The organism is Sorangium sp. So ce176 (assembly GCF_051519835.1).
GTDB classification, from domain to species: domain Bacteria; phylum Myxococcota_A; class Polyangia; order Polyangiales; family Polyangiaceae; genus Sorangium; species Sorangium cellulosum_G.
Genome location: NZ_CP150371.1, coordinates 9,161,078 through 9,188,044, shown reverse-complemented (window position 1 = coordinate 9,188,044; position 26,967 = coordinate 9,161,078). Strand labels below are relative to the sequence as shown.

The 26,967-nt window shown below is 70.3% G+C and carries 23 protein-coding genes; 10 read left to right on the top strand and 13 right to left on the bottom strand.

Annotated elements, in window-relative coordinates; translation table 11 throughout:
• The first annotated feature begins 329 nt into the window (after positions 1-329).
• The 3 genes from WMF42_RS34770 (at position 330) to WMF42_RS34760 (ending at position 4,746) form a co-directional block, all read left to right on the top strand.
• A complete protein-coding gene (locus WMF42_RS34770) occupies positions 330-1,670 on the top strand; it encodes a hypothetical protein (protein ID WP_061610449.1) in 1,341 nt (446 codons plus the stop codon).
• 173 nt (positions 1,671-1,843) lie between these two features.
• Positions 1,844-1,993, top strand: a complete 150-nt coding sequence (locus WMF42_RS34765) for a hypothetical protein (protein ID WP_437687293.1) — start codon at positions 1,844-1,846, stop codon at positions 1,991-1,993.
• A gap of 1,598 nt (positions 1,994-3,591) precedes the next feature.
• On the top strand, positions 3,592-4,746 hold the full coding sequence (locus tag WMF42_RS34760; RefSeq protein WP_437687291.1) for an AI-2E family transporter: 1,155 nt from the start codon (positions 3,592-3,594) through the stop codon (positions 4,744-4,746).
• A 21-nt stretch (positions 4,747-4,767) separates the two neighbouring features.
• Here WMF42_RS34760 and WMF42_RS34755 read toward each other — a convergent pair whose 3' ends face one another.
• The 5 genes from WMF42_RS34755 to WMF42_RS34735 form a co-directional block, all read right to left on the bottom strand.
• Positions 4,768-5,673: a YihY/virulence factor BrkB family protein gene (locus WMF42_RS34755; protein ID WP_437687289.1), complete on the bottom strand. Its 906-nt coding sequence runs from the start codon at positions 5,671-5,673 to the stop codon at positions 4,768-4,770.
• 427 nt (positions 5,674-6,100) lie between these two features.
• Positions 6,101-7,030, bottom strand: coding sequence for an alpha/beta fold hydrolase (locus WMF42_RS34750; protein ID WP_437687287.1), 930 nt, complete (start codon positions 7,028-7,030; stop codon positions 6,101-6,103).
• Between the two features lie 83 nt (positions 7,031-7,113).
• On the bottom strand, positions 7,114-7,320 hold the full coding sequence (locus tag WMF42_RS34745; protein ID WP_437687285.1) for a hypothetical protein: 207 nt from the start codon (positions 7,318-7,320) through the stop codon (positions 7,114-7,116).
• 56 nt (positions 7,321-7,376) lie between these two features.
• Positions 7,377-7,586, bottom strand: coding sequence for a hypothetical protein (locus WMF42_RS34740; protein ID WP_437687283.1), 210 nt, complete (start codon positions 7,584-7,586; stop codon positions 7,377-7,379).
• A 115-nt stretch (positions 7,587-7,701) separates the two neighbouring features.
• The gene (locus WMF42_RS34735) at positions 7,702-8,031 is read right to left on the bottom strand and encodes a transposase (protein ID WP_437694379.1); all 330 of its coding nucleotides are present in this window, start codon (positions 8,029-8,031) and stop codon (positions 7,702-7,704) included.
• Between WMF42_RS34735 and WMF42_RS34730 the strand changes: the two genes are divergently transcribed.
• A complete protein-coding gene (locus WMF42_RS34730) occupies positions 7,966-8,448 on the top strand; it encodes a tyrosine-type recombinase/integrase (protein WP_437687281.1) in 483 nt (160 codons plus the stop codon). The genes WMF42_RS34735 and WMF42_RS34730 overlap by 66 nt on opposite strands.
• Positions 8,449-8,992: 544 nt before the next feature.
• On the opposite strand, the gene WMF42_RS34725 is transcribed toward WMF42_RS34730, so the two are convergent.
• Positions 8,993-9,163 carry a hypothetical protein gene (locus tag WMF42_RS34725; protein WP_199693900.1) on the bottom strand — a complete coding sequence of 57 codons (171 nt, stop codon included), beginning with the start codon at positions 9,161-9,163 and terminating at the stop codon, positions 8,993-8,995.
• Between the two features lie 442 nt (positions 9,164-9,605).
• Between WMF42_RS34725 and WMF42_RS34720 the strand changes: the two genes are divergently transcribed.
• Positions 9,606-11,516, top strand: coding sequence for an aldo/keto reductase (locus WMF42_RS34720; protein ID WP_437687278.1), 1,911 nt, complete (start codon positions 9,606-9,608; stop codon positions 11,514-11,516).
• A gap of 513 nt (positions 11,517-12,029) precedes the next feature.
• Here WMF42_RS34720 and WMF42_RS34715 read toward each other — a convergent pair.
• Together WMF42_RS34715 and WMF42_RS34710 are read right to left on the bottom strand one after the other, a co-directional pair.
• Positions 12,030-12,311, bottom strand: coding sequence for a transposase (locus tag WMF42_RS34715; RefSeq protein ID WP_061610446.1), 282 nt, complete (start codon positions 12,309-12,311; stop codon positions 12,030-12,032).
• Between the two features lie 477 nt (positions 12,312-12,788).
• On the bottom strand, positions 12,789-14,279 hold the full coding sequence (locus WMF42_RS34710) for a hypothetical protein (RefSeq protein ID WP_437687276.1): 1,491 nt from the start codon (positions 14,277-14,279) through the stop codon (positions 12,789-12,791).
• 848 nt (positions 14,280-15,127) lie between these two features.
• Between WMF42_RS34710 and WMF42_RS34705 the strand changes: the two genes are divergently transcribed.
• Both WMF42_RS34705 and WMF42_RS34700 read left to right on the top strand, forming a co-directional pair.
• The gene (locus WMF42_RS34705) at positions 15,128-15,736 is read left to right on the top strand and encodes a hypothetical protein (RefSeq protein WP_437687275.1); all 609 of its coding nucleotides are present in this window, start codon (positions 15,128-15,130) and stop codon (positions 15,734-15,736) included.
• Complete coding sequence (locus WMF42_RS34700; RefSeq protein ID WP_155797994.1) at positions 15,733-16,296, top strand: hypothetical protein; 564 nt, start codon at positions 15,733-15,735, stop codon at positions 16,294-16,296. Before WMF42_RS34705 ends, WMF42_RS34700 begins: the two co-directional genes overlap by 4 nt.
• Before the next feature lie 82 nt (positions 16,297-16,378).
• On the opposite strand, the gene WMF42_RS34695 is transcribed toward WMF42_RS34700, so the two are convergent.
• Together WMF42_RS34695 and WMF42_RS34690 are read right to left on the bottom strand one after the other, a co-directional pair.
• The gene (locus WMF42_RS34695) at positions 16,379-16,735 is read right to left on the bottom strand and encodes an STAS domain-containing protein (protein ID WP_437687273.1); all 357 of its coding nucleotides are present in this window, start codon (positions 16,733-16,735) and stop codon (positions 16,379-16,381) included.
• A gap of 104 nt (positions 16,736-16,839) precedes the next feature.
• The gene (locus tag WMF42_RS34690) at positions 16,840-17,403 is read right to left on the bottom strand and encodes a hypothetical protein (RefSeq protein WP_061605726.1); all 564 of its coding nucleotides are present in this window, start codon (positions 17,401-17,403) and stop codon (positions 16,840-16,842) included.
• On the opposite strand from WMF42_RS34690, the gene WMF42_RS34685 reads away from it, so the two are divergent.
• Positions 17,402-17,971 (top strand): DUF2127 domain-containing protein, encoded by a 570-nt coding sequence (locus WMF42_RS34685; protein WP_437687271.1) that lies wholly within the window; start codon positions 17,402-17,404, stop codon positions 17,969-17,971. The two genes, WMF42_RS34690 and WMF42_RS34685, sit on opposite strands and share 2 nt — an antisense overlap.
• Positions 17,972-18,423: 452 nt before the next feature.
• Here WMF42_RS34685 and WMF42_RS34680 read toward each other — a convergent pair whose 3' ends face one another.
• A complete protein-coding gene (locus tag WMF42_RS34680; RefSeq protein WP_437687269.1) occupies positions 18,424-21,405 on the bottom strand; it encodes a penicillin acylase family protein in 2,982 nt (993 codons plus the stop codon).
• Between the two features lie 162 nt (positions 21,406-21,567).
• Complete coding sequence (locus tag WMF42_RS34675; protein ID WP_437687267.1) at positions 21,568-23,115, bottom strand: sigma-54 interaction domain-containing protein; 1,548 nt, start codon at positions 23,113-23,115, stop codon at positions 21,568-21,570.
• A 162-nt stretch (positions 23,116-23,277) separates the two neighbouring features.
• On the opposite strand from WMF42_RS34675, the gene WMF42_RS34670 reads away from it, so the two are divergent.
• Together WMF42_RS34670 and WMF42_RS34665 are read left to right on the top strand one after the other, a co-directional pair.
• Positions 23,278-24,513 carry an RtcB family protein gene (locus WMF42_RS34670; protein WP_437687265.1) on the top strand — a complete coding sequence of 412 codons (1,236 nt, stop codon included), beginning with the start codon at positions 23,278-23,280 and terminating at the stop codon, positions 24,511-24,513.
• Positions 24,510-25,154, top strand: coding sequence for a peptide chain release factor-like protein (locus tag WMF42_RS34665; RefSeq protein ID WP_061605731.1), 645 nt, complete (start codon positions 24,510-24,512; stop codon positions 25,152-25,154). Before WMF42_RS34670 ends, WMF42_RS34665 begins: the two co-directional genes overlap by 4 nt.
• A 172-nt stretch (positions 25,155-25,326) precedes the next feature.
• Here WMF42_RS34665 and WMF42_RS34660 read toward each other — a convergent pair whose 3' ends face one another.
• Entirely contained in the window at positions 25,327-26,685 is a 1,359-nt protein-coding gene (locus tag WMF42_RS34660; RefSeq protein ID WP_437687263.1) for a PQQ-dependent sugar dehydrogenase, read from the bottom strand.
• Positions 26,686-26,967 lie beyond the last annotated feature (282 nt).

Here is a 26,967-nt window from a genome sequence, read left to right as displayed (position 1 = left end):
GGCACAGGAGCCGCCTATGGACGGACCGGCTCATGGTGCCTGGCCTCCGTGCCTGGCGAGCCGTCATGCTGCGTGGGCCGGACAGGCGCGCTGGAGCGTCGGTGCGCGCGATCGTTCGTTCCACATCGATCGTTCCCTCGGGAAGGAGCGCTTTTATGCCTGTGAAGAAGATGGATGTGTCGTGCCTTGTCGCGTGCACCGCGGCGCTCTCGCTCGGCCTCGTGCATTGCGCCTCGACGCCGGGCGCGGCGCCCGAAGATCCCACCGGCCCGCGCGAGGCCCCGCCCGCTGCGGCCGGAACGATCGCGCCGGCCGGGCCGAGGGCGCCGATGAACGCGGACCCTCCGCCCGGCCCCGACACGCCGCGCACGAGCTACTTGCCGGTGGAGGACAAGGAGCCGTTCGCCGCCGTGGTCGCCCGGATGAAGGCCGAGAAGCCCGCGGTGATGAAGCGCCATCAGACCCTGCTCGACGAGCGGTACGACCTCTCGAACCGCCCGGCGCAGGGCGTCACCATGTCGCGCGGCAAGCCTGTCCAGGCCGGCGTCCGCGTGAAGCTCCCGAAGGGCACGACGTGGGAAGGGCTGGCCGCGCTCACGCCCGACGCGATCCGGGAGCAGGGGCTCTGGCCGAGGGGCTTCCTGCCGCTGCCGCACGCGAACCACCCCGAAGGGGGAATGGTCTTTCCGAAGTTCCACATCGACGAGCTGAAGCGCCAGACGGCGCGTGACCTCACGCGCTTCGATCTCGACTTCGACCTGCCGGATCACGTCATCTCCGAGTTCCCGGCGCCGATCTACCTGACAACGCGGCCCGACCTCGGCGACGTCTCCAGGGGGCAGCTCGTCACGATCGACAACTTCTACGAGATCTTCAACGGCATCCTGACGCCGAAGCAGCTCGAGGGGCTCCGGCTGCTCGTCACGCCGTTCCCGCAGATGCAGTTCAACGCCACCGCGGACCGGCGCTCGGAGCGGGCGAGCCTCGGCGTCGCCTGCTTCGATTGCCACGCGAACGGGCACACGAACAACGCGTTTCACCTCGTGGGCGACACCCGGCCGCAGGAGTTCCGGCACCGGGTCGACACCCCGACGCTCCGCGGCGTCAACATCCAGCGCCTCTTCGGCTCGCAGCGCGCGCTGAAGACCGTCGAGGACTTCACCGAGTTCGAGCAGCGGGCGGCGTATTTCGACGGCGATATCGTCATCGCCGTCAAGAAGGGTATCAACATCCTCGACCGCGGGCACCAGGTGCACGCGATGTCCGAGTTCCAGGAGATCCTCGACTTCCCCCCGGCGCCGAAGCTCGCCGTGGACGGGCGCCTCGACCCCGCGAAGGCCACCCCGGAGGAGCTCCGCGGCGAGCAGGTCTTCCACGGCAAGGGCCGGTGCGGGACGTGCCATGTGGCGCCGTACTACACCGACAACCTGATGCACAACCTGCGGGCAGAGCGCTTCTTCAAGCCCGAGCTCATCAACGGCCGGATGGCCACCGCCGACGGCCCCATCAAGACCTTCCCGCTCCGCGGCATCAAGGACAGCCCGCCCTACCTGCACGACGGGCGCCTGCTCACGCTGGAGGACACCGTGGAGTTCTTCAACCTCGTGCTCGGCACCAAGCTGACCGCGCAGGAGAAGGCCGACCTCACGGCGTTCCTGCGGGTCCTCTAGTTTCTGGTCCCGCCTGTCAGAAATCCTGGCGGGACTGTCCCGCGGGGGCGAACCGTCGCGATCCGTCACATCCCCGGGCAATTTGGGAGGGCGTGACGACGGATCGCACCCCCTCGGACGGCATGGGCCCAACCCGGGCCCAATGGTCAAGCCCCGGGCCTGGGGAGCTCGCTGTGATCGCTCCGTCGCCTCGGGCGGCCGTGATCGCCTCGCTCGCCAGCACCCTGAGCCGCGCCGTCGCCCTCGGGGATGAGGTGGCGGCCCGGGTCGTTCACGAGGCGATCGGCCGCCTGTTCGGGCTGCCGGTGGCACCGGAGCGGTGAGCAAGCTTGGGCCGAACGTCGAGCTCGCCGCTCGCGTGGACTCGCTGCCGGAGCCTTGCCGCTCGCCAGCACCCGCGGGCTCTGCTGAGATCGCCCGCGCGCAGTGGTTGCGCGCCGAAGCGCCCCGGAGACCTCCGGCAAAGTGCTATCGGCAAGCAGCAGGCCTGTGCCGGGGAGGCAAGCGCGAGGGCGTACGCGGCGATCGACCTCTCGCCGCGATGATGCCTGGCGACGCCTTGGCGGAACTGCGGACGCCACAGGGAGCGGTGAGAAAAGGAGCGGCGAAGGGGCTCCTGCATGTTGGCACGGATGCCGCCGGGTTGCGGAGCCATGTTGGCTTCAAGCGGCGCCTCCGTTGCTTCTGCTGGACCGGGTGCGGTGCATCTTGCGCCGTGGGCGAAGTTTCCGGCGGGGTACGCGCCCCATCGCCCCGACGAGACGGTCCTTCATGGGCTGGTCGAGAGAATCTCCAATCGTTCCTCGCGCACGCGCGCGAAACCTACGAGCGGTCGCTACCTCGGTACGTAGTGCAGGCGTTTCGCGGTTACCTGCGCTGCCGAGTCTTCGCGCATGGATTTCTACGGTTCCATTGCGATGAGTGCGGTCAGGACCTCCTGGTCGCGTAAGGTGGGCGCCCGGCGCCTTGCCGGCTCTCGCCGGTAGGTCTCCGGGCGCCCCCTTCCGAACCGGGCATGCACCTTTCGTTATGCACCCGGCTCTCCCTGATGGATCGCGAAGAGAGGCCGGCGGGCAGAGGCTAGCCGGTAGGGTTCGACGCGGGTCCGGCCAGCGATAAACAATGTAACACCGCGATGGTGCCATTGTCCGCGGCGGATCCAGCGCTCCTTCGAGGGTGGGTAGATGCCAGGAGTACGGCTTTGAACGGGTATTCATGACGACACCTCCCGTCGCTGCGCTCGGCGGATCGCTGAGCCGGGCATTCACTTCGCCGACCGGCCCTGCCGCGGCGACCGTTGCATGCGCGGGAAGACTGCGATGCGCCTTCCTTGCTCGGTGTGCGTGTCCGTTATCGTCGTCGACGAGGGGACACGCCGGCAGCCGTGCTCGCGCATCGTCCGCACGACGTCCTCGATGCTCGTGGTAACGGGCAGGGTGGCGAGCTCGTCCGACAGCTGTCGTGCGCGACGCTCGAACCTGAGCTTCACCGCGTGCAGCGGAGGGCCTCGGGCGTCTTGACGAGGCACGAACCACGACGACGATCACCACGTCGAGCGCGCGGAGGTGCCGCATGTCCGAGGAGGAGAGCGAGAGCGACCCCAAGCAGAAACACGCCCCCCGACCCGCCGGCTCCACACAGGGGAGCAGAGCGGATGAGAGCCCTCGCCTCCTGCGCCCCCGACGCCACTGGGCAAGCTGCAGCAAACGCTTCCCGAGGACGGCCACTGAGATCGGCCGGACGACTAAATACCCCCTCCGGCGATCATGACGCTGCGGCCCGCCCGGAGACCCAAGCGCCAGTCCTCCAGCGCAAGTAGCCCCAACACCGGGGCAAGTAGCCCCAACACCGGGCAGGAGATCGCGGCATTCTCCACCTGCGCGGAGATCGGACCTCGCCTCGAACCGCGGAGGCCTACGTGATGGCCGACCCCCTCCCGCCCGACGCTTCGGCGCCGCCCCCGTCCTCGGAAATGCGCGCGCCGGCGCCGCCTCCCACCGCGGTCCTGCCGGCGGCCTCTCCGGAGCCCGCGCGGGAGCGAAGGGCGCTCGCGGTGCTGGCGATCGCCGCGGTCGCGGCCATGGTGTGGATCACCCACCCGGTGGGGATCGGCATCCTCCTCGGCACGCTCAACGCCTTCACGATGCAGCCGTTCTACGAGCGGATGCGGGCGCGCGGGCGTCGACCCGCGGTGGCGGCGGCGATCGCGGTCGGGCTGTCGTCGATCGTGATCGTCGCGGTGCTGGCCGGGATCTCATCGCTGCTCGTAGGCCGGGGCGTGGTGCTGGCGGGGGCGCTCATCGCCGCGCTCTCCCCCGGGGCCCCGGCCCGGGAGCGCGTCGTCGAGTGGACCCGGCGCCTCGAACCGCTCGGGCTCCGCGCCGACGATCTTCCCGCCCGGCTGCGCGACGCCGCGGCCGAGCTCGCCGCCCGCGCCGCCGGCATCGCGGCGTTCGTCGCCTCGGCCAGCTTCAGCGCGCTGCTCGGCTTCTTCTTCGTGTCGATGACCACCTACTTCGTCCTTCGGCACTGGACCTCGCTCGCGCGCCGCGCGGAAGACGTGCTCCCGCTGCACCCACGCCACACCCGCGCGTTGCTCGACGAGTTCCGGGTCGTCGGCCGGACGACGCTCCTCGGCACCGTGCTCACCGGAATCGCGCAGGGGTTTCTCGCGACGATCGGTTACCTCATCACGGGGGTGCCCGAGGCGGCGTTCTTCGGCGCCGCGACGGCGGTGGCCTCGCTGGTCCCCGCGGTCGGCACGCTGCTCGTCTGGGTGCCGGCGGGCGTGTACCTGATCCTCACGCACCACATCGCCATGGGGATCGTCGAGCTCGCGTGGGGGGCGCTGGTGGTGGGGGGCGTCTCCGACTACGTGATCCGCCCGCGGCTCGTGGGCCGGGGCTCGAGCATGCCAGCGCTCTTCACGTTCGGCGCGCTGTTCGGTGGGGTGGAGACGTTCGGGCTGATCGGGCTCTTGCTCGGGCCGCTGGTGATGGCGCTGGCGATCTCGACGCTGCGGATCTACGTGGCAGAGATGAAGGGGAGGCGCACGGAGGGCGAGGCTCGGAGGTGATCGAGGTGGCGAGATCGACGCTCAATCGTCCATCCTGCTCCTGGCTGCCGCCCCGGGGCAGGTCTCGACGCCGCGCGCAAGCTTCCGGTTCACCACCGCCCCCACGAGGAGCGCTGCCGTGAACAAGTACAGGCCGATCATGGTCACGCCGATCACCGCGAGCCCCGCCAGGTAGGCGCCGCCATCTCCCGCTTTGGCGATGTAGAACGCATAGGCGAAGCCGAACAGGATCTCGAGCGCGACGGCGAGCAGCGCACCGGGGAGGATCGGCACGCCACGCCGGGCCCGGGGCGGGATGCCGACCCGGTACAGGGCACAGACGGACGCGAGGACGATTCCCGCGCTGACGCAGAAGCGGAGAAGGCGGCTCGCCAGGGTCGGGGCTTCGGTCGCCCGCGGCGGCGGGATCCACCGCCCGAGCCCACCCATCGCGCCTTGGAGCGCGGGGCCCAGGGACGCGAGGAGAGCAACCGCGACCGGCAGGGCGATGCACATGCCGATGGCGAGCAGGCGCTTCTTCCACCAGGGACGCGCGATCCCGGTCCCGATCTCGAGGGAGTCGAAGATCGAGTGCACGCCGCTCGAGGCGAGCCAGATGAAGACCGCTGTGCTCCCGACGCCCACCGAACCCTCGTTCCAAGTGGCGAGGTTGATCAGCTCGGCGCTGACGAGCTGGCGGGCCGCTGCCGGGAGCGGGCTCAACAGCTGCACGACTGCGCTCCAGTTGTTCGTCGAGAAGCGCCCGGCAAGGAGACCCGCGACAGCGGCGAGCGGCACGAGCGAGAGAAATAGCCAGAACGCCGTCTCGGCGGCGAGGCCGAGGACCCTCGTGCGATCCAGGCAGACGAGCACGTCCTTCGACCAAGCGCCGGCGCGTGAAAACCGCCGCTTCCATCCCGCCAGCTTCAAGATGTGCAGCCGACGCATCGATGCCTCCCACCTCGGGGCTCCATGGGCTCCTCTTCTGCATCCGGAACCGCCCCTCCGCGTCCTCCTCCCGTAGCTCCCTCTCGTGCAGCCGCGCGACGGAGCCGGCTCTCTGCCGATCCACCTCGGCGGCGTGCTTCTCCAGCCGATCGCACGACCGCGACAGCGCCCGTGTCGAGCCGAGGAGAGGATCGCGGGCTCGAGACGGTCGATCATCCGACGGACCGACAGCTCGTCGCGTGCGTGACGCGGAACTTCAACCTCGGCGACCCGGGGGTGCAGCGAGGGGCGTTGTTGCCTCGGCGCGCCCGTCGATCGCGTACGGGCGCGGCCGAGGACCTCGTTTCGCGGAACGGGTACGGATATACTGTCAGTGTCGCGCGTCGTGTGATCGCGCCCCGACATGGCCAGCGAAGGCGCGTCGACGTCACGCCGCGCGCCCGCGCGTGAGGAGCTCGCGCCACCGCTGCGCGGAGACCCGCGCCGGCTCCGTCGTGTCCACGAACCCCTCGAGCACGCGCACGAATTTCTCCGGATCCTCGCAATGCGGGTAGTGCCCGACGGCGTCGAAAAGATCGAGACGGCTGCCCGGCATCGATGCGTGCGCGTCGCGGGCGTGGGCGACGGGAATCACCGGGTCGTTGGTCCCCCACACGATCAGCGTCGGCACCTCCGCCGTCAGGTACAGCCGGTCGTGCGCGCTCACGCGCTGGCCGGCGCGGTCGATCACCGAGCGCAGGGTCTGGACGAACGCGCGCCGGGCGTCCGCGTCCGCGAGCGATGAATAGGCGTTGACGAACTCGACGAGCACCGGGCCGGGTCGCCGGCCGCGCCGCTCCAGTAAGCGCACGGCGGCGCGCGCGAGGAAGCGCTCCGGGTGGAGAGCGAAGCGGACGAGCGCGCGGGAGAGCGGCCAGCAGCCAATCGGCAGCGCCAGCTCGGCCCCAGGCAGGCTCAGCGCCCGCAGGAGCGCGTTCACCTCGATCCCGAGGCCGCCGCTGCCGACGAGGACGAGCCGCTCGCAGCACTCGGGGAACTGGTAGACCGTCTGCATGGCGACGCCGCCGCCGAATGAGTGCCCGACGAGCGTGCCGCGGTCGTGTCCGAGAGCCGCCATGAGGTCGCGGATGCTGCTCGCATACGCGCCGAGCGAGTAGTCGGTCCGCGGCTTGGCGGAGGCGCCGTGGCCCAGCAAATCCGGCGCGACGACGGTGAACCGCCGGGCGAGCGCGGGGATCACGTGCCGCCACGTCGCCGAGCTCCCGACCATGCCATGGATGAGCACCATGAGCGGGCCCCGGCCTTCCCGGCGGAAGGCGATGTCGTGCCCGTGGATCGTGGTGTGGTGCAGCTCCATGACACGAAGCGTAATGCGGTTCCGGCCGGTGTCGCTCAGATCCGACCTATGCGGGTCGCGCCTGGTCGAGCGGGCGCTCGTCCTCAGCCGGAGCCGCGTCTCTTCGCCGCCTTGTCCTCCGTGTCGAGCCGCTGCGCTTCCTCGTCGTAACGCACCTCGTCGGCGCGGATCTCCGCCTCGGTCTGCTCGCGGATCGGCGGGCGCGCTGCCTCCGGTTTGTCTTCGCCGAAGATGGCCTTGGCCGCTCCCCGGCCGAGGCCGTAACCGAGCCATGCTGTGAACCACGACATGGTCAGCCCTCCTTCCTGGGCTTCTTGAGGCGTCGTACGCGCCCCTCGACGTCGCTTCAGACGTGGTCGGCGCCCTGCTTCACCTCGTCCCACTTATCGTCGGTCGTCTCGGCGATCTCGTGGAGCTTGGCCTTCGCGACGTCGAGCTTAATGTGCAGGGTGTCGAGGTGGGGCTTCGCCAGAGCTTGGCCGCTCGCTGATGTGAGCTGTCGAGGCCGGAGCTCGAGCCGCCGTCCCGCGCGGATGTCGCAGCGCTCGAAGAGCACAAGCGACCTGCGAGCATGAAGACGATGAAGTTGAAGTTCGGCGTTGTTCTCGGCTGGAGCGGCGCCCTGGCCTGGCGGCGACGAAGTGCACGGCGTCGTTCTTGTCGTTTTGGGGCTAGTGCTCTGACACGATTCTGTTGAACCAGTCGGACCCGAAGATTCGCTCGGCGTCGCCGACGGTGAACTTCCAGTTGATGTTGCGGCGAGCTCGATCCGCAGCTGCAGCCCACTGCCGGACGCGACCCCGGAGCTCCGCGAGGGTTGGGATGCGGTTGCGATCGAGGCATTCCCTGGACACGAGGCTGGCTTCGATCTCCGCGGCGTTGAGCCAGCTCGCGTGCTTGGGCGTGTGGTGAAACGCGAAACGCGAGGCGAGCGCGTGGCCCCGCTCGGTCCCGAAGGCCTTGATGAGCGATGCGGCGGTGTGAGTACTGAGGTTGCCCAGCGCCAGGTGAATCCACTGTCCTATCGGATCTATTATGGCTTCCTGTTCCGCGAGGGAATGCGGGCAGACGAGGCTGGAAGGCTAGAACCGTCCGATCTCGATCTCGAGCGCGGCGCCGTGGTGCTCGACGAGAATACGACGGATGACCCGCGGGCCTGTGCGCTCTACCCCGATGTCGTGCGCGCGCTTCGAGCCTATTCTGCTATATCTCCACCGAAGCAGCGCGTCTTCATTGGGCCGAACGGCCCACTGCCGGGGTGCAAGGGGGCGCAGAACTTTCGAAATCACCTGCGTCGCGCCGGAATCGATCGGCCTGAGCTCTTCGAGGCCACTCATTCGAGGCTCAACATCCGCTTGCATGACACCCGTGCGACTTTCATTACAATCAAGCTCGCGAACGGCCGCACGGAGACGTAGATCTCCGATCGGACCGTGCATAAGTCGAGCCGTCAGATCCACCACGACAAGCGCGCGGCGCGCAAGGTCGCTGAGATCGGCTTGGGGGACTTCGCGCCTCTGGACGAGGCGATCCCCTAGCTGAACGGCAAGGGCGGCCCTTCAGGTGGAGGCGCTCCCACGTCCGCGGGACTGGAGGCAGGCTCGCCGTCCCGCGCGCTGCACGGCCAAGCACCCGGCGCGGTCGATGACCATGCCGGCCAGCCGCACGGGGCGACGCGACGGCTACAGGCGCCGCGTTGGGCCCCGCGTTGGGCCACACCGGAGCCGCCCTCGGCGGCGAAACAGGCGGAACCCATGGGAATTGCTACTGCTTCCCACGACCGCCCATTATCGACCGGTTTCTCTGGCGGGACTCTTCCGCGGGTGCGAACCGTCGCGACCCGTCACATCCCCGGGGATCCGGGGAGGGCGTGACGACGGATCGCACCCCCTCGCGAGGCATGAGCCCAACCGGGCCCAAGGGCCAAGCCCCGGGCCTGTGGAGCTCGCCGTGATCGAGCCGTCACGTCGAGCTGCGGTAGTCGCCTCGCTCGCCAGCACCCTGAGCCGCGCCGTCGCCCTCGGGGACGAGGTGGGGGCCCGGGTCGTTCACGAGGCGCTCGGTCGGCTGCTCGGGCTGCCGGTCGCACCAGAGGGGTGAGCAAGCTTCGGCCTCGCCAATTGCTGTCGGCAACCAGCAGGCCTGTGCCGGGGAGGCAAGCGCGAGGGCGTGCGCGGGCGATCAACCTCTCGACGCGATGATGCCTGGCGACGCCGTGGCGGAAGTACGGACGCCACAAGGAGCGGTGAGAAGGAGCGGCGAAACGGCTCCTGCATGCTGGCACGGAGGCCGCCGGGTCGCGGGGCCATGTTCGAGAGAACCGCCACCGCGATCAGCTCGTGTAGGATACCGCCGTTGGACCGCGCCGCGCGTATCCCGTCCTCTGCCGGGACGGCCTGTTCTACCCTGGTCCAGGCTTCCACACCGACAGCCTCACGCGCCGTCGGGGTGTTGTGCGTGCTTGTCCCGGGCGGGGGTATCGCCCGCGCGCGGCGATCCTCGGGTCCTCTCGGTCCCATCGAAAATGGCCCTGGCGCTTGCATCGAGCCGCGGACCTGGCTACGTCAGTGTTTCCGTGACTCCCGCCCCCTCGCCCTACGGTGTCCTAGGCCCCCTCGACGTTCCCCTCGGCCTCGGCCTGCTCCGGCTGACCACGGAGGGGCGCCCCTCAGAAGAGGACGCGACCGCCGTCATCCACGTTGCCCTCGATCAAGGCATACGCCTCCTCGACACCGCCGACTCCTACTGCCTCACCGACCGCGAGGTCCACTATGGAGAGCGCCTCGTGCGCAAGGCGCTCGACGCGTGGTCCGGCCCGCGCGACGACGTGCGCGTCATCACCAAGGCGGGCCTCACCCGACCCAAAGGGCGATGGGTCCCAAACGGCAGCCACGACCACCTGCGCCGCACTGTCGAGGGCAGCCTGAAGGCGCTCGGCGTCCCGCGGATTTTCATGCTCCTCCTCCACGTGACCGACCCCAAGACCCCCCTCGAAGAGAGCCTCGCCGCCCTCGCCGAGCTCCAGAAAGAGGGCCTTGTCGAGCACCTCGGCCTCAGCAACACCTCCATCGCAGAGGTCCGCCAGGCCGAGCGGCACTTTCCGGTGCGGGCCATCCAGGAGGAGCTGAGCGTCCTCGATCGCGGCAGCGCCGCCCGAGGCCTCTGCGAGCTCGCCAAGCAAATGGGCATCCCGTTCCTCGCCCACCGGCCGCTCGGCGGTCACGCCAAGGTCGATAGCCTCCTCAAGAACCGCGCGATCAAGCCCATCGCCGCGCGGCACAGCGTCACGCCCCAGGAGGCGGCCCTCGCGGCCCTGCTCGATCTCGGCCCCCCAGTCCTTCCGCTGTTCGGGGCGACCAAGCGGGAGAGCGTCGAGTCCTGCTTGCGCGCGCTCCGGGTCCCCTTTGGCGCGCGCGATCGAGCCGACCTCTCGAAGACCAGCTTTGCGCCAACGGCCGATGTGCTGGCCTCGGTCGCGCCCCCCGTGGTCCCCGTCGGCCTGCGCAAGCTCGAGCCCGGACAAGGCCCCGGCGATGCGCCCGAGGTGGTCGTGGTCATGGGAATTCAAGGGGCAGGGAAATCGTCGGAGGTCGCCCGCTACACGGCCAAAGGGTACGCGCGCCTGAACCGCGATGAGCTCGGCGGCACGCTCGATGGCGTGGTCAAGAAGCTCGGAGAGCTGCTCTCTTCGGGACAAACGCGGGTGGTCCTCGACAACACGTACGGGACGCGCGCGTCGCGCTATGCGGTGCTCCGGATCGCGCACGCGCACGGCGTGCCGGTCCGGTGCCGGTACCTGGCCACGCCCATCAACGAGGCCTACGCGAACGTCGTCCTGCGCGTCCTCGAGCGCCACGGCAAGCTGCTCGGGCCGGAGGACATGAAAGCGCTCGGCAAAGAGGATCCCAACCTGCCGCCGCCGCAGGCGCTCTCGCGGTGGGCCGCGAATTTCGAGGCGCCGCACGTGGATGAGGGGTTCTCGGTGGTCGAGGAGATCCCGTTCGCCCGGCGCGTTGATCCGCTCTTCACGGGCAAGGGCCTGCTCCTCGACGTCGACGGCACGCTGCGAAAGACGAAGAGCGGCGAGATCTACCCGCGCGACCCCGACGACGTCGAGCTCCTGCCCGGTCGGCGCGCGGTCCTGGAGCGCTGGGTCAACGACGGATACACGCTCTTCTTCGTGTCAAACCAGAGCGGCATCTCGAAAGGATCGGTGACCGAAGAGGCTGTCGTGGCCGCGTTCTCGCGGACGATCGAGCTCCTCGGCCTGCCCGTGGCCGAGGCCGTGTACTGCCCGCACCCGGCGTTTCCGGTCGGCTGCTTCTGCCGCAAGCCCCTGCCGGGGCTCGGGATATCGCTGATCCAGCGCCATAAGCTCGCGCGCGAGCACCTGGTCATGGTCGGCGACATGGAAAGCGACAGGGAGTTCGCGCGCGCGCTCGGGGCGAAGTACATGACGGCCGAGGAGCTCTTCCCGGGCGAGTGAGCGCCCGCGACGAAGAGCTATCCACGCGCCCGCGCTGCACATGCTCCTGCTCGCGCCGGCGCACCTTCAAGGTGCTCGGCGTGCATCTTCGTTGGCTCATAGCAACCCGGGCGGGTCGCCACGCCGAGCCTTCTCGATGCATGGATAAGTCGCTGATACAGTGCCACTTTCCAGAGGGACGCGGTTCGCGCAAGGTTCTCTATGTCAACCAGCGCGTGCAGCGTGGCGGTACGGTGGGACGGTGATACCGCGAGCCCTTCACCGCGGGCGACGCGGCGGCGGGAATAAGGCGGCGAGCGGCGGCGGTTCTGCGCCGGTGCTGCGCCCTCACGGACGACCGCCGGGTCGGCTATCCTCCGCTTCGGACATGCTGCTTCCGGAACGTCCTTCGTCGTCCAGCCACGCTCCCTCGGCGCGGTCGCCGGCGCGCCTGTGCCGGGCATCGAACCGGGTGGTTTAACCTCGTTGCGCGTGCGCGTTGGGCATGCTGTTCGAGGAGGGCGAGGCGCTATATTACAAGAGGCGGCACAGGAGCGAGAGCGGATCCATGTCCACCGCGACAGTCCCGTCAGCGAAGGCGCGCTCGAGCGAGAGCCGCACCAGGCCGTCCTGCTGCGGCTCGACGCGCTCCTTTGCGATCGGGGGTCGCAGCACGTAGCGCAGCAGCGCTTCCCTCGCCGCGGCATGGTGCGCACCGGCGCGCGTCGCTGCGTGCAAGGTGAAGCCATCGAGCGCAGCGCACAACGGCTTGTCGTACGCGAGCGCGCCGGAGCCGATCGAGATCGCGCTACCCAACGGGCGGGTGGTCCGCGTTCGACCGGGCTTCAGCTCCTCGCGATCGCGGGCGTGGAGCACGTGCTCGGGCCAGAGTCGTGGGCGGAGACGGGGGAGCCGCACGCCGCCGAGCACGCGGATCCGAGGGCCCAGCAGGCGATCACCGTGTTCGAGGCGGGATTCGAGCCGAGCGACGTCACGATCGTGAGCTGGCCACAGAGCGATTACTGGTTCGGGCCCGTCTGCGGCGTCGACGAGCTGGATGCGGCGCGGAACCTGTACATTGGCGGAGATCGGGGCGACAGAGATCCACGTACCTGCTCTGCACCGCTACACGGGGAAACTTCACCGCATACGCGTCAGTCCTGGTCGCTCGCTGTCTGCGTACTGCATCGGCGGGATCGCCGACCCGGAGGATGAAGCGCGCGGCACGACTCGAGCTGAACCATCAGGTTCATTCGAGCCAGGATCGTTCGTGGTCAGGAAAGCCAGTGGCGCTCAGGTTGCGGTCACGACGGTGATCTCGCCGGTCGTGTACAGCGCGGAAGTGTCCCAGGCGAGCCCTGGGGCGAGCGGCAAGGCGATATTCACGGCAGCGAACGTCCCCGTGAGGTCACCGCTCCAGCTGAGCAGAACGATGGTGTCCCCTGCCTGGAACGACGCGGACCCGGCGGCCGGCAGGACCTCCAGCGCCCCGTCGAGATTGACCTCCCCATCCACATGGAGGAGCGGCGAGGAGCTCGAAGCTGCGACCGTGATGCTGAGGGCGGCGCCCGACCCCTGGCTGTAGCTGCCGGCGATGACGGTCGAAGGGTGAACCTCGCCGACGGAGAGCTCGCCGGCCTGCGTGTTGGCGAGATCGCCCACGAAGCTGCCGGTCTCGAGGCGCCCGCCGGCGAAGTCGAAGTCGCCCGCATCGACCTCGATCGCGCCTGCCACGAGGTCGCCCTTCGCGAGTCGCACGGAGGGCCCCAGATAGGGATAGCCGTTGAACAACAGCGCTGTCCGGAGGAGGCCGCCGATCCTCACGGAGGCGCCCTTGTCGATCAGGAGCGACGGAGACTGCGACAGAGAGGCGAAGATCGAGACATCGCCGCTGTTCAGCCATGACGCATAGACGTCGTTCACCTTGACGAAGCCCCCTCCGAGCTCCGAGCGGATCTCGGCATCGTCCGTGATCAGGGTCCCATAAGCGCCGACGGTGAGCGCGCCGTATCCGTGGTTCGATCCCACCTGAAGGAGGCCCTGGTTGGTCCACGTGCCGCCCCAACCGCGCACGCTCGCGCGGCTGCTCATGAGGTCATCGCCGCCGATGCGCGCGTTCACGGTGGAGAGCTGGCCGCTCCGGATGTCCAGCAAGCCGCGGCTCCTCAGGCCCAGGACGAACTCTCCCGTGCTCACCCACCTCGTCGCGGTGCCCGTGATGATTGCTTCGCCCGTGCAGGTCCCGCAGCTGGGGCCGAAGATGCCACCGAAGTAGACGTCGTGTGAGAAGAAGCTCGCTCCTTGCCTGAGCTCTAAGGTTCCATGTCCCATCGTGCCGATGTAGGCCGTCGTCCTGCTCGTCAGGGTGGCGTCGTACCCCTCGACGAGCACGCGGCCATGGTACCGATCGCCCCTGATGCCCACCACGAGATCATCTGTGATCGCCTCGGCGCCGTTCCGGATGACGATCCGACTCTCGAGATCGTCGCCGATCTCGATGGATCCGTTGTTGATCCAGGTCGAGCCATACCCGTCGATCAAGATGAGGCCGGGATCGTAGCTCGCCCACAGGGTTGCGCCGGGGCTGATCAACGTCCCGCCATCGGTCACCTCGACCGCGCCGGTTCCCACGCGGAGCCGGTCCAGTCCGAGGTCCCATGGGTCCGCTGGATTCTGAGGCGATACGCTTCCCCAGATGGTCACGTCGGCAGAGGCTGGTCCTCCGACGCCCAGCGAGACAGCCGCAATCAGCGCGGAGAGGGTAACCCGAGCTCGGTGGTTCATGATTCTTGTCCCTTCCCAAGAAGACTTGATCCCTTGAGAGCCCACGGTCGCCTGGACACCCCGCGGCCGCCCTAACCCTCCGCGACGCCAGACGCTAGGCGCACATGGCACTCCCAATAGTGCACCGATATGCGGATCCGTTCGCAATTGCAATGCCGTAGCCGTCGGTATCGTGCGAAGTACGGGAGCCCGCCGCCGCCGTCCCCGCCGGCACATCGCGCCGCGCCCGTGTCGCCTCGGCCGGTCGAGCCGCCGCGGCCCGAACGGCTGAAGCTCGGAGCGGGGCTCGGGGCACCCCTGGGCCTCGGGACCACGCCGGGCGCCCTCGCAGGCGCGGAGGGCTCGCGATGAGTGAGCGGCTTCGCCTCGCGAGCGGCGCGAATACGATTGGCGATTGACTGTTACATGCAGGAGCCCCTTCGCCGCTCCTTGTCCTCACCGCTCCTTGTGGCGTCCGCAGGTCCGCCATGGCGTTGCCAGGCGCCATCGCGGCGCGTGGTAGATCGCCGCGTACGCCCTCGCGCCCGCCACCCCGGCACACGCCTGCTGCGCGCCGGTGGCGAGCGAGGCGACCACGGCCGCTCGAGGCGACGGGTCGGTCAGGGCAAGCTCCCCAGGCGCAGGCCTCCGCGGTTGGGCCCCGGTCGGGCCGATGCCTCCCGAGGGGGTGCGATCCGTCGTCACGCCCTCCCAGAATCCCTCGGGTAGCGACGGATCGCGGCGATTCGCCCCCCGGTGGAACAGTCCCGATGTAAAATTCAGTCAACGGAAAATTCGCGGTGCGAGAGCGGCCCGTTGTCGCGCCTCTCCAAAGGCGAGTAGTCTCCTGCTGAGATGGCGAACACGAGATGAGCACGTACGAACTTCTCCAGTGGTTGGGGCTCGGGGCGGGCGCCCTCGTCCTGGTCGCGATCGTGGCGGGCGCGATCAAGCTCTCGCGCGCGACGGACGCGGTCTGGCCGAACTGTGCGACGAGGTACGGGCTGACCTTCGATCAGCAGAACGAGGGCAACGCGATGACGTCACAGCGCCGCGTCAAGTCCCTCACCGGCGCCGTGCAGAACGTGCCGCTCCGGGTCATCTCCACCTGGAGCATGGTGGGCAACACCAGAACCACCTCCACGGCCTTCTATGCGCGCTCGTTGTATCCGGCGCCGTATCGCTTCTCGCTCCAGGTCACGCGCGGCGCGGGGGGCCCGCAGCACCACCTGGTGCCGACGGGCGACCCGAGCTTCGATCGCATGATTTCGCTCAGGAGCGACGCGCCCGCCCTCTCTCGTGCGCTCATGAACTCGGCGGTGCAGGCGGCGTTGCTCAAGCTGCCCATGAATCAGGTCGGGCTCTCTTACGACAACGGCGAGCTCTGTCTCTCCTACGGCGGTCAGCCGCTGAAGCCCGCCGAGCTCGAAGCCCCCATCGACGCCCTGGTCGCCCTGGGTCACTCGAGGCTCGCATGATGGCCTCGCCCTCCGACCCGCGGCAGGCGTACCTCCGAGACCTCGGAGCGGCCCACGGCTTCACGCTCGAAGCGCTCGACATGAACCGGCGAGGGCGCGTTCATCCGGCGCAGGTCAAGCGCGGCAAGCGCTCCGGCATCGGCGGTGGGGTGTTCTTGCTCCTGCTGGGGTTGCTCGTCGCCGCCGGGGGGGTCGGAGGTGCGCTCTACCTCCACGACGATTACGCGAAGCCGATCTCCGACATCGACATGAACGGGCTCTACGCGCTCGGCGGGGGCGGCGTCGTGCTGGGCGGGTTGCTCGGTATCGGCGCGCTGTCGACGTTCTGGAAGGTCAGCGCGAGGCGCAAGGCGTACGCCCAGAGCCCCGCGCTGGTCGCCCAGGGGCCGCTCCAGAAGGTGCACGTCGACGGCCGCGGCGGCATGCCGAGCCAGTGGCGCTACGTGATCGGCGGAGTCGCCTTCGTCGTCTCGCAGAAAGCGTGGGAGCTCACGACGCACGGCGCCCACTACCGCGTGTATCACCTGGCGGGCGATCTTCTGAGCATCGAGCCGCTGTGAGAGCTCGGGGCGGCCTCACGTGATCTCCTCGATGCCCTCCGCCGTCGAGTGAGCCGCGCGCGGGCGCGCGGGCCGCTGTGGATCACCGGCGCGCGGCGGGGAGCAGCGCCCGCAGCGCGTCGTGCAGGCGGCGGCACGTCGCGACGTCGCCGCACGGCACGCCCTCCTGCACGAGATCCCGGGCGACCTCCAGGCCGATGCCGGCGAGGACGCAGGCGCTGCCGAGCAGCCTCACCGACGTCGCCACGCGCAGGAACAGCGCGAGCGCGCTCGCCTCCATCCGGTCGAGCCCGGTGACGTCGATGACCACGGCGCGCGCGCGCCTGGCCGTCACGGCGGCGAGGAGCCGCTCCATCATCAGGTGCGCGCACCGCTCCTCGTCGACGGAGCCGATCACCGGGACGCAGAGGACCCGGCTCCAGACCTCGAGGATGGGCATGGACAGCGCCCGCATCGCGGCGCGCTGGTGCTCGATGAGCGTCCGCTTCTCGGTGAGCTCCCGCGCGTACGCGAGCTCGCGCGCCCGGGCGAGCTCCTCCTCGGCTATCCCTTCGCGGGCGCGGGGACAGCCGCCTCGGGCGCCGTCGAGCGCTGGTAGCGGCGGATCGCCGATTCCCCGATCGCCCGGGAGACGGCCGTCGCGGCGAGCGCCCCCGTCGCCACGGCGAAGGCCGGGTTCAAGCTCACCGCGAGGACGGCCACCGGCGCGGCGACGCTGGCGGCACAAGCCGCCACCACGGCCGCGAGCTCCTTGACGCGCTCGGATTCGTCGATGTCCTTCCCGAAGAGCAGCGCTATCTCGAGAACCAGGTAAAGGTGCATCCTGGTAAGGATGGATGTGCCGGCGACGAACCCCACGCCTTCGTACACGATGCCGAACCCAGGGATGATGGAGGGCACATGGACGACGCCGCCCGCGGCGAAAGAGATCGCCTTGGTCGATGCGATCAGCCGGCGCGCCTGCTGCTCCGGCGACTCGTCTGGATACATGCGCCGCACGCGGGCCACCACGGACTGGATACGTGATTTTCGAAGCCTCAGGATGAAGTAGAAAAAATCATCGGTGAACAGGCTTTGCTGACTCGCTTGCTGCTGCCCGACGGCCATGTGTACCCCACTTGCAGGAATGCCTCGCGCGGATTCTGCCCTGATCAAGAGATCATCGGCGAACACCATGATTATACACGCTGGCGGCCACGGCTGCCGCCGGAGCGGTCAGGCGCTAGCGAGGCAAGGCCGCGCAGCCGGCCGGGACGTCGCAGGCCACGGCCCGAGCTCCGTACACGTCGCGCCAACTGCCGTCCTCGACACGCGTGATGTCAATGGGGACGAGCTCCGCGAGCCCGCGGTCGCGCATGTCCCGAAGTTCGGGCCCATCCTTGCCTCGTGGCCGAGTTCGTTCCATGGCGGGCTCGCCGCCAGGGCTCACGCGTTCGCGATCACGCTGGGCAGGGAGAGCGCGAGCGCCTGGAGCGCCGCGCTGATGGACGTGGTCTCGAAGGCGACGACGCCGCACGGCGCCCACGTCGTGAGCGCCGCGCTCGCGGCGGACTCCCTGCTCGGCTTCATCGAGGGCTCGTCGCTCCGCCATGGCTACAGGTGGGCCCCCTGGCTGGTCGTCGGAGCGACAGCCTCGCTCGGCTGGGACGCAGGACACGCCGGAAGCTGCCCGTGACCCGCCCCTTGCAAGCTGGGCACTCGAGGACATCGAGCGCCAATGTGCGGCGCAAGAGCTCGGCCCACGGTCGATAGCCGCCACGCTTGCCCAGTAGAGCCTGCGGGCACTGGCGAGCGGCAAGGCTCCGGCAGCGAGTCGACGCGAGCGGCGGGCTCGACGTTCGGCCCAAGCTTGCTCACCGCTCCGGTGCCACCGGCAGCCCGAGCAGCTGACCGATCGCCTCGTGCACGACCCAGGCTGCCGCCGCGTCCCCGAGGGCGACGGCTCGGCTCAGGGGGCCGGCGAGCGACGCAACCACGGCGGCTCGAGGCGATGGATCGACCGTCGCGAGTTCTCCGGGCCCAGGGCTCGGCGGTTGGGCCGGGGTTGGGTCCATACCTCCTGAGGGGGGCGATCCGTCGTCACGTGACAGATGCCGGCCCGGGGCGGGCCTCGGAAGGACGCGCCGGCTACGGCGCCTCGACCACCGTGCGCGACTCCTTCGCCTGGATCACGTCGGGGAGCAGGAACGGCACCAGGTGCGTCTGGTTCTTTCGCCAGAGCTCCGCCTGATCGCGGAAATGTGGGCTTTCGGCGTCCCAGACATTGCCTCCGGGGATGGCGTTCCACGCCTTCGGCCCCGCCGGGTCGAGCTCCACGACGAGCCGTTGCGACGGGCCGTGGACGTACCGGAAATCCGGTGACTCGTCGAGCGCCCACGAGAGGCGGTAATCCGAGGAGTCCACCGCGAACTGGTCGCCGCCGCGCGGAAAGCCGCCGCTCCAGAGGGGATCGCTCGGCGGAGGGATGCTGTGGCTGCTGAAGAGGGGGACGAGCGCGTCGAAGGTGACCGTGTGAAAGGCGCCCCAGCGGGGCGCCGCAGCGCCGGAGCCGCTCTGTCGATCGAGCCAGGCGACGGCGTCGATCAGGGCGCGCAGCACGCGCTCGTCCCTGGACTCGACGGCTGGCGTGCCCATGTCGTCCCACAGCGCGCTGTCCTGCACGGCCGGATCGAAGGTGGCGAGCTGCTCCCGATCGGCGGAGAACAGGTGGAGGAGCGCCTTCGCCGACAGCTCCCGGGAGAACGACGAGAAGCCCATCTGGCCGAGCTCGTCGCCCAGCACCCGGCGCACCACCCGGACGAGCCAGAGGTTGAAGACCAGGGTCGCCTCCGAGGCGCGGGCGTCGATCGCGCCGGGGCCATCGCCCTCGTCCGCGAGCGGCATGGCGGTATCGAGATCGATGCCGGCGGCCGCCTTGTAGTCCGCCTCCTTGCCCCAGCCGTCGAGGAGCGCCTGCAGGGCGGTGAGGCGCTGCGGGTCGTAGGCGGCGTCCGCGACGATCGCGGTCAGATCGGGGTGCGTGCCGGGCGTCGCGCGTTCCTCGCCGGCGCGGGCCATGGCGCGGAGGAGGTGAGGCACGAGCCTCGCGCCGAGCGCCGACTTGATGTCGCCCTGGATCGCCGCGCAATCCTCCGGCGACAGAGGTCCCTCGTGGGCATCGATCCGCTCCTGGATGCGGCCCTCGCGAAACCCGATGTCGAAGCTGCAACCCAGGTACATGGGGGTGCCGTCGGGGAGCGCGCCGTTCGATGGATCGTTGTCCAGGGAGTCCCCGATGGGGTCGTTGTTCGCCGTGGCGATGTATCCCGCCGGCGGGTTCTTCGCCCGGGGGATGAGGTGCTCGGGGAGCGTCCCGGTCCACTCCGCGGTCCCGTCGCCGGGGAGCACCATGCAGGGGAGGACGCCCGTATAGGTGGCCGCGTCCCAGGCGAACGCCTCACGAGACCGCGTCGGGATCGCCGCGTGCGTCGTCCAGAGGATGTCGCCCGCGGCGTCGCCCATCACCCAGTTCTGCGCGCCGACGCTGAATTTCGAGAGCGACTCCTGCGCATCATCGACCGAGCGAGCGCGCAGCAGGCCGAAGATGGCCTCCAGCTCCTTCGTCGGCTCCAGCCCCGTCCAGCGGACGCTGAGCGCCCCCACGGCCGGGTCCGGATCCACCACCGCATGGTCGACGATTGTCGGCAGGAGCGGGCCGTGATGGGGCACGATCGGGACACGGTAGGTATAGGGCTCCCTGCCAGCGATCGCGATGACCTCCTCGACCGTCTGGAGGGGCACTGGATTGCCCTTGAAGAGCACGGCCTTGCCGTCGGGCGTGAGCTTCTCGGCATAGACATCGGTGACATCGTACATCGCGACAGTCGCTCCCCACCCGACGTGCTCGTTGTGGCCCAGGATGATCCCCGGAATCCCGGGGAAGGTGACGCCCCCGACGTGAACATCGCGGCTCGCGTCCTTGCCCTCGGGCGCGGCGACATGGATCGAGACGGCATACCAGACGGCCGGCGCGCTCAGCGACAGGTGGGGATCGCTGGCCACGAGCGCGTGCCCCGTCGCGCTCCGGCTCGCGTGGATGGCCCAGTTGTTCGAGCCGAAGCCCTCCGGGGCGACCTTGCTCCTGGCGCGCTGGACCGCGCTCAGGTAGCCGGTCAGCGACGAGATGAGCTTCGCGCGCCCCGGCGCGGCGCGGCCCGGTCGTCGCGCGCGAGGCGCTCTCTTCGCCGCCTTGTCCTCCGCCTTCTGCGCCTTCTCCCGCGCCGGGGAGGCGGGGTAGCCGCTGCTGGTCACCGCGGGCTCGGCGGGGGCGAACCTCAGGAAGTCCCGCTCGAAGCCGGCGCGCTTCTGCGCGAGCGGATCGGCGCTGCTCGACGCGAACGTCGTCCGGGCGGCGTCGAAGAGCTGCTGCATGGTGATGTCCAGCTCGGCGTCGAACGACAGGAGGTAGCTCTGGAAGCGGCTGATCACGAGCGAGTCGACGCCGCTCCAGTCGGTGAACGCCTTGGCGGGTATCCCCGTCGCGCCTTCGGGGAGGAGGATGTCCCCGGAGCGGATCTTCCTGAACACCTGGGTCACCCCGTCCGCGTACGCGTCGAGCATCTGTCGGAGCTCCCCCTCGGGGAGCGCGTCGTACTGGGCCCTGGCGATCCGACCGAGCCCGACATGGCGGAGAGCGATGTCCTGATCGATGGTGGTGGGATCGAGGTCGCCGAAGAGCTCTGCGAGCCTCCCCTCGGCGGTGCGCCGCAATATCTCGAGCTGAAGCGCGCGGTCGCGCGCCGTCAGATACCCTTCGACGCGCATCGCGTCCACGAGGTTTTCGGCATAGATATGGGGCCTACCGTCCCTGTCCTGGACGACATCGACGGCAGAGAGCAGGCCGTCGATGGTGAGCCGCCCGTCGACGGGCAGATCCGGCCGATCGCCGAGCGGGCCGAACGTCGCGGAGGAGGGCGGGCTGCCGTCGGGCGCGCCCGCGTCGGGATCGCTGGGCGCGCCCGCATCGGGCGCGCTGCTGCCGGGACCAGGATCGTCCGAGCACCCGAGCATGCCCGTGAGCCCGGTGACGAGGGCGAGGACGCAATGTGCCGAAGATACTGACAGTCGCATGAACGCTCCTTGGTAGGATGGAAGCGAGCCACCGCGGCGGTTTCGTCGCGCGACGCGGTGGCTGGAACAGCACGTCGTCGAGCGATTGGCCCCGTGAAGACACGCTGCTTTGGTGCGGGAGGCGCCCGGCCGGACAAGCGCCCGCACGACAGCGTGGAGACATCAGGCCGCCCCGTCGCCGCGGAGGCCATACGCGGCCATCTTGCGCTTGAGCGTGTTCCTGTCGATGGCGAGCGCGCGCGCCGCGCGGGAGATGTTGCCCCGATGCACCCGGAGCGCGCGCCCGATCGCCGCGCGCTCGGCCGACGCCACCGCGTCCGCGAGCGGCGCGACCTCGTCGCCGCCGGCCCCCGGCTCCGCCGGCCACACGGCCCCGCCCGCGCCGCCGCCCGCTGTCCCGGGCGCCGCCGCGATCTCCGGCGCGAGGTCGCCCACGTCGACCGCGTGATCGCAGAAGACGCCCCACCTCAGCACCTCCGCGCGCAGCTCGCGCACGTTGCCCGGCCAGGGGTGCTGGTGGAGGCGCCGCATCGCCTCGCGGCTCACCTTGAGCCCGCGCCCCTTGCGCCGCGCCCCCACCTCGTCGAGGAACGCGTCGACGAGGATCTCGATATCTCCCGCCCGGGCGCGGAGCGGCGGGACCTCGATGGTCGCGCCGCGGAGCCGGTAATACAGATCCTCGCGGAACGTCCCCTGCGCGACCATGGCCGCGAGATCGCGGTGCGTGGCCGCGACGACGCGCACGTCGAGCTCGATCGTCGCCTCGCCGCCCACCCGGCGCAGCGCCCCGTCCTGGAGCACGCGCAGCAGCGACGCCTGCACCCGGGGCGACAGCTCGCCGATCTCGTCGAGGAACAGCGTGCCGCCGTGCGCCTGCTCGAAGACGCCGCGCCGCCGCCCGGCGGCCCCGGTGAAGGCGCCTGCCTCGTGGCCGAACAGCTCGCTCGCGAGCACGCCCTCGGCGAAGACCCCGCAGTTCTCCGCGATGAACGGCCCCCGCCCGCGCGGGCTGTGCTCGTGGATCGCCCTGGCCGCGAGCTCCTTGCCGGTCCCTGTCTCGCCGAGGATCAGCACGGGCACGTCGGTCGCGGCGACCCGGGCGATCCGGGCGCGGAGGAGGCGCATCGGCTCGCTCTCGCCCACGAGCACCGCGTCGCGGGTGCGCGCCTCGGCCCGCAGGCGCACGACCTCCTCGCGCAGCGCGCGGATCTCGGGGAACCCCTCGATGTCGAGCCGGACCTCGCGCACGGCGCGCGGGTGCGGCCGCGGCACGAACGCCGCCGGGATCACCTGGAGCATGCGCGCCGGCAGGAGCCCCGCCTGCACCAGGATGACCCAGAGCGTCTGCGCCTGCGGCGTGCCGGCCGAGAGCAGCACGTCCGTCGCCCAGGCCGCCGGGGGGAAGGCGCGCTTGAGCTTCGCCGCCAGCGGCCCGAGCGCGCGGAAGAGCTTCGCGTAATCCGACGGATCGTCGACGTCGACCACGCGGAGCTCGACGCGCGGCGCGCGCCCCCGCGCCCGCTCGACGAGCGCCCGCGACGGCGCCTCGCCCGCCGGGATGGTGAGGACCACGATCGCGTCGTAGCGGCTCTCCTCCTGGTCGAGCAGCCGCAGCACGGGCCCGCGATCGCCCTCCGGCCGCCGGCCCTGGTGCGCCGGCGCCGGCCCGAGCGTGCCCGCGTCCGACCAGGTGAGCAGGAGGCGATTCACCGGTGCACCGTACACCAGCGTTGGTGCGCCGTGCACCATATTACATGGTGCACAGCGCACCATGTTGAAGCGTTCTGCCGGCGCGGGCGCGGGATCGCGCGCTGGCACGGGATCCGCAAGTCTCCCCGGCGTTCGCCCGCGCCGCGGGCCACGGAGATCCTCATGAAAGCGCCCGCCGACAGCGTCGTTCTTCCCGCCCACGCCCGCGTCATCGCCCGCGACGATGTCTGGCTCGAGGGCAACGCCGTCCAGCAGTTCGCGCGCATCGCCGCGCTCCCCGGCTGCGTCCGCGCCGTGGGCATGCCGGACCTGCACGCGGGCCGGGGCATCCCTGTCGGCGCGGCGTTCGCGTTCGCGGACCGCGTCGTCCCGCAGCTCATCGGCGGCGACGCCGGCTGCGGCGTGCGGCTCGTCGCGACGTCGATCGGCCGCGTGGCGCCGGACGTCCTCGAGCGGCGCGCCCGGGAGGCGATGGAGGACGACCCGCTCGCCGGCTGCGACCCGGCGGAGGTGTTCGATCGGGTCTGGCGCCTCGGCGCGCGCGGCCTCGCGGAGCTCGACGGCGCGCCCGAGGCGCTCGCGCGGCTCGCGGCGGCGGAGCCGGAGGACGGCCTGCGTCCGAGCGGCGATCCCGCGCCGTACAGCGCGGGCTACGAGGGCGCGCTCGGCTCGGTGGGCGGCGGGAACCACTTCGTCGAGATCGCCCGCGCCGGCGCCCTGCGGGACCCGGCGTCGGCGGCGGCGGTCGGCCTATCCGCCGGCGATCTCGTGGTCCTGGCGCACTCGGGATCGCGCGGGCTCGGCGGCGCGCTCGGGGAGCGCTGGGGCGGCGCGGTGCTCGAGGGGGGCGCGGCCGAGCCGTACCTCGGCGAGCTGGCGGGCGCGTGCCGCTTCGCGCAGGCGAACCGGTTCCTGCTCGCCTACCGGATGCTGCGCGCGCTCGGCGCCACGCGGGCGTCGAAGATCGCGGGCGGGTTCGACATCCTCCACAACGACGTCGCGCGCGAGGCGGTGGGCGGCGAGCCGGCGTGGGTGCACAGGAAGGGGGCCGCGCCCGCCCGGGGCGACGATCTCACGATCGTGCTCGGCTCGCGCGGGACGCCGTCGTGGGTGATGCGCTCGCGCGACGCGGAGGCGGGGCTGCGCTCTGTCGCGCACGGCGCGGGGCGCAAGATGGGGCGCGGCGAGGCGCGCGAGAAGATCGCGGCCAGGTACCGGCGGCGCGAGCTCGCCCGCACCGAGCTCGGCGGCCGCGTCGTGTGCGACGACCCGGCGCTGCTGCTCGAGGAGCACCCGGACGCGTACAAGCCGATCGAGCCGGTTGTCGAGAGCCTGGTGGAGGCCGGCCTGGCGACCGTCGTCGCGCCGCTCGTGCCGGTGCTCACGGTGAAGCGATGAGCCGGTCCTGGGTGCAGATCAGCGCGGGCCGGGGGCCGATCGAGGTGCGGCGGTTCGTTGCGCGGCTGGCCGAGCGCATGGAGGCGCTCTGCGAGGAGCGCGGGCTCGCGGTGATCGACGTCACGGTGCACGGCGACGAGGGCGCGCCGGCCTCGGTCGAGATCCTGGTGGAGGGCGACGCGCGGCGCTGCCTCGAGGGCGAGGTCGGGACGCACGCGCTGGTCGAGAGGAGCGCGGAGCGGGGGCGGGCGGCGCGCAAGCGGTGGTTCGCGGGGGTGGCGGTGCACCCCGCCGAGACGGGCGCCGGGGCGGGCGCCGGCGTGGACCTGCGCGAGCTCGAGATCTCGGCCTGCCGTGCGAGCGGGCCGGGAGGGCAGCACGTGAACAAGACCCAATCGGCGGTGCGGGTCCACCATCGGCCGAGCGGCATCACGGTGCGCGTCGCCGACGAGCGCTCGCAGCGCGCGAACGTCCGCCGCGGGGTGGAGCGCATCGCCGAGCGGCTCGCCGATCGCGCCGCCCGGCGCCTCGCCGAGGGGGAGGCGGCGCGCTGGAGCGAGCACGACCGGATCGTCCGGGGAGCGCCGGTGAGGACGTACCGGCTGGGCCGAAGGAGCGAGCTAGAGCGCCGATCAGCTTGAAACACCCAGGAATGAAGAGATTTGAACCACAGAGGCACAGAGGGCACAGAGGAGGAAGAGAGAATAAATTATCTTTCTTTTCTCTTCCTCTGTGCCCTCTGTGCCTCTGTGGTTCGTTTTCTCGGGGTTTCAACCCGTTTGTCGCTCTAGAGGTCGTGGGGGCAGGGGAATCTCACTTCCCGTAGGCGATGCGCCACACTGTGTTGCTCTGGTCGTCGGTCACCAGCAGCGCGCCGTCCTTGGCCACGGCGACGCCGACCGGACGTCCCCACACGTCGCCGGTGCTCGTGACGAAGCCGGTCATGAAGTCCTCGTAGTAGCCCGCCGCCTTGCCGTCCTTGACCGGGATGCGGATCACCTTGTATCCGGTGCGCCGCGAGCGGTTCCACGAGCCGTGCTCCGCGGCGAAGATGTGGCCCTGGTAGTCGGCAGGGAACTGCTGGCCCGTGTAGAAGCAGAGGTCCAGGGACGCCGAGTGCGACTGGATCAGCACGTCCGGCACGATCACCTTGTCCTTCAGCTCGGGGTGCTTGCCCTCGTGGCGCGGGTCCTGGTTCGGGCCGAGGTAGTACCAGGGCCAGCCGTAGAAGCCGCCCTCTTGCACGCGCGTCACGTAGTCGGGGACCAGGTTGTCGCCCAGCTCGTCGCGCTCGTTCACGCTGGTCCAGAGCGCGCCTGTCGCCGGCTCGATGGCCAGGCCGACCGGATTGCGGATGCCGGACGCATAGAGCGTCTCGTTCTTGCCGTCGGGCGTGAACGCCAGGATGCAGGCGCGGCGGTTCTCGGACTCGTCGTCGTCGACGTTGGAGCGGGAGCCCACGGAAACGAACATCCGCTGGCTGTCCTTGCTGAAGACGATATCGCGGGTCCAGTGGCCGCCGCCGCCCACCGCCTCCTTGCCAGAGGGGATGTTATCGACCAGCGTCTCGGCCGGCCCGCTGGCCTTTGTGTCGCCCGCCTTGTAAGGGAACCGCACCACGCTGTCGGTGTTCGCGACGTAGACGTGCGTCGGCGCATCGGTGTCGGCCGGATAGAAGGCGATGCCGAAGGGGCTCTTGAGATCCTCGGCGTAGATGCTGCGGAGGTCGGCCTTCCCATCGCCGTCCGTGTCCCGGAGCACCTGCACCCGGTCCCCCCCGCTCTCGGCCACGAACACGTCACCGTTCGGCGCCACCTGCACGACGCGCGGCTCCTCCTCCAGCCCCGTGGCGAGCTCGGTGACGGTGAACCCCGACGGGACTTTGGGGAACATCCCCGGTTGACGATCTGCCTTGCTCGGCCGGTTGACCACCGACTCATCCTCGTTGGGCGCGGGCAGATCGGCGACGGTGATCTTGCGCTTCACGCCCGGTGCGTCCGTGGTCCAGTCGCCCAGCGCATCGGCGCCGGTGAGGATCTTGTCGGTGGGCGCTGGCTGCGGTGTGATCTCCGCGCGCTTGGGCGAGCACGAGGCCAGCGCGCCCGAGCCGACCAGGAGCACCTGAGCCACCCCGAGCCGGGCCCACCTGCGATCTGATCTTCGGTTGTCCATGGACTCTAGGTGCCATTCGGATCCTCCGCTGTCCACGGCTCTCTGTCCGCGGCCGCGCTCCACCGATGAGCTCGCCCATCTCCTCGTCCTTCCATCATGTCCGGCCGCGCCGGCCACGGTCGGCTGGCGCGGCGACCCGTGATCCGGGGCACTGCCCCGCGTGATCTTGCGTGGTTGACCCGGCGCGGGGGCGGCGGGAGCTCGCTTGCGGCGGTCCGGGCACGCGATCTCCTGTGCCCGCGACAGCCTGCGGCTTGCTGCGCCCATGATCCTGATATGTGC